1 protein-coding gene is annotated in these 3,050 nt (G+C 66.9%); it reads right to left on the bottom strand.

Features of this window, described 5'->3' with window-relative positions:
• Positions 1-3,050 (bottom strand): MobF family relaxase (gene mobF / locus ACP5E6_RS17745; protein ID WP_427956501.1); only part of this gene is annotated, 3,050 nt, incomplete at both ends.

The raw sequence follows: 3,050 nt of genomic DNA, 5'->3' as shown, positions 1-3,050 counted from the left end.
TCGTGACGCCGCATGATCGCATCGATCCGCTCCCGCGCCACCCCGCGCGCCCGATCCAGCAACGGCCGTGCCCGGCTGATGCGCTCGGCAACCGCCCGCCGCACCACATCCCCGGCCTGGGTCAGCCGCTCGATCGTCCCCTGCGTCTGCCGCTGGTGCTCGGCAAAGTCGCTTCTCATCGACTGGATCGCGGGTTCCGCCGTCCCGACATGGGTGTGCTGGAATTTGCGCTGCAATTCCGCCCGCTGATCACCCGTCGGCGCCGTGCTCTCGTGCAACTCCTTGCCCGTCATGAACGAGCGCGCCGTGCCGCGCCGGATTTGATCGGCCTGGGCGACGATATCAATCGCATTCAGGATCTCCGGCCGGCGCATGATGTTGCGGCCCCAGTTCGCCCAGATGTCGTGCTCATGGATCGGTCGCGGATCCCCCAGCGGCCGGCGACCGACGATCTCCTGCCGCTCCGCCCCCTCCGAGGTCAGCCAATAGTCCCGCTCGCGATGGCGCGACCCCGAGACATAGCTCTTGAACCCATCGGTCATCCGCGAGCCGCCCGGCGTGACGAAGATATGCTCGGTCGTCGTCGCCCCCTGCGCCGTGTTGGTCGTCATCGCATAGCCATAGGTCAGGCGCACCCGGCCCGATCGCTGATCGGTCAGCGCCTCCCAGACCACCAGCCCTTCACTACCCTTATCGTTGCGTAGAACCAGACCGTCCCGCTGGATCGCTGTTACCTCCAGGATCGAGCCGTTGTCGCCGATCACCCCGGACTGGCCACCGGTCAAATTGGCATTGGTACGGGCGAACAACCGCACCCGATCACCGGGGGCGAGCGGCAGGTCGTATCTGGCGTGACTGTTCGGATCGATCGCCGGGAGAACCGTCGCATCGCGCGCCAGTTCGCCCGATGCCTGCAACCGCGCCCGGATCGCCGCCCCGATCGCCCGTGCATCTTCGTTGGTCGGCGTGCTGATACTGATACTATAGCGCGGCCGGTCGGCATTCGCTCGCTGCCGCTCATGCCAGAGTGCTGCCGCCCGCTCGACGATCTCGCTCAACCCGCCCGGCACGATCTCGGCGGTCTTGTCCTGATACTTCATGGCGAGGGCTTCCGCCCCCTTGCCCGCCCGCAACAGACCGGCGATCTCGCGGGCGCGCGGATCGGTCTGGCGCACCGTCGTCTCGATCGAGGGGATCTTGCCCAGCGCGGTTTCCAGAAGCCGGATCACCGATCCCGCCTCGATCGACTGGCATTGCTTCGGATCGCCGATCGCCACCATCCGGAACCGGTACCGATCCTGCAGCTCGAGCAGATCGGCCAGCTGCCGCGTGCCGATCGTGCCCAACTCGTCGATCACCACCACACTGCCATGACCCAGTACCAGACGGCCGGACTTCACCCGGTTGATGAACACGCTCACCGCCGCCACGCTGTCGCGATGGGTGTCCGGTGATCCGTCCTGGAGATCGGGCAGGATCGGCACCTGCGCCGGGATCGCTACGGACGCTTGTCGCTGGGACTGGGATTGGACCCGATTGCGGGTTCTGATCGGATCGGCAATCCGCAGCCCGGCTTCACGCAACTCGCGCGCCTGGCGCCAGCCGAGACTGATCCCGTGAATATCCGCCCCCTGCTCATGCCAGGCCGCGACCAGCGGTTTGAGCAGCGTCGTCTTGCCCGACCCCGCCGCCCCGATCGCCACCGCGAACCGCCCACCCAGGCCGAGGTGATCGATGATCCGCCGCTGCGCCCGACCATGCGCCCCGGTCAGATCGAGATCGGTTGCCGCAATGCCGCGCTGGATCGTAGGCGGCGTGAGCAAACCCCGTGTATCGCCGGCATGTTTGCGCGCCAATTCGATCACGCGCTGTTCCTGATTGAGCTGCGCCTGCGTGGTCAGACGCGTCTCGGTGATCGTCGCCCCCTCGACCGCCGGATCATCCCGCACCAGTGCCACCTCGATCAGCGACGTCCCGGGCCTGAGACGGAACGGACCCCCGTCGAAATTGCTCCAGGTGTCGGTCACCCCGCGGGCACTGAACGAGGCCCGTACCTTATCGATATCCGCCGGACCGCTCAGGCCCGACGCGATCAGACCACGGGCCGCCGCCACCCGCGCATCGGCCTCGTCCAGCACCGCGCGATGCTCGAATTTCCGGCCGAGTTGTTTTGCCCCCGCCCAATACGCCACATCGAGCCGCTTCGCTTCGTCCATCACCGGCTTGGGGTTCGCAGGATCGAGCACGCTCTGGTGCTGATAGCCCAGACGCTCGGCCTGACGCTGCCAGGCGGTAAAATCGCTCAGATCATCCGCCTTGGCGCTGCGGCTCGCAAAAGCGCCGCCCTTCAGCAGCATGATCCGCTCATCCGGCGACATCCGGTCCCAATTCGCCCCGGTCTCCTTCGCATAGGCTTTGGCGTCAGCCAGCGCGTCGCGGGTCCGCTTGCTGAACGCGGTCCGCACCGCATCGGGCACCGCGGTCAGCCGCGCCGATCCCAATGTCTCATCAAGGGCAACCTCGGCGCCGAGCGCGCGCAGGTTCTGCGCCAGATAGGCCTGATACAGCGCGCCCCATTCATGGATGCGATCATGCATCTGCAGCATATCCAGCGATCCCACCCGGCCCCCCGGCGTCAGCACCACATTGGGCACCGCGACATGGGTGTGCAGCTGCGGATCACCGGCCACTTTCACCGTGACCAGCTCGGTCTCCATCCGCCCGTCCGGACCGGGCCGGGCGATCTCCAGCGTCGGGCGGGCGGTGTAGTGATCGAAGGTGATCCAGCCGATCGCGCCCTTCTCCGCGCCATCCCGGCCACCCTTGCCCATCCGGGCCTGACCCACCGTCTCGGCGACAACCTGCATCGCCGCATGCACCGCATCCCGATGCGCCTGCGCGATCAGATTGCGCTCCGCCTCGGTCGGCGCGAACGCCCAGGCCAGCGACACCGACTTATCAGCCGAGAAGGTGTAATCGACATAACCGATCGGCGTGCGGGATTTGGTGATCGCACGCTGCCACTCCCGCGCCGTCTGCTCATCGCCATT

The sequence above is a fragment of the Acidiphilium sp. genome (genome assembly GCF_049977125.1).
GTDB lineage: Bacteria > Pseudomonadota > Alphaproteobacteria > Acetobacterales > Acetobacteraceae > Acidiphilium.
Note: the sequence above shows the minus strand (reverse complement) of the source record. Positions and strands in the feature narration are given on the sequence as shown.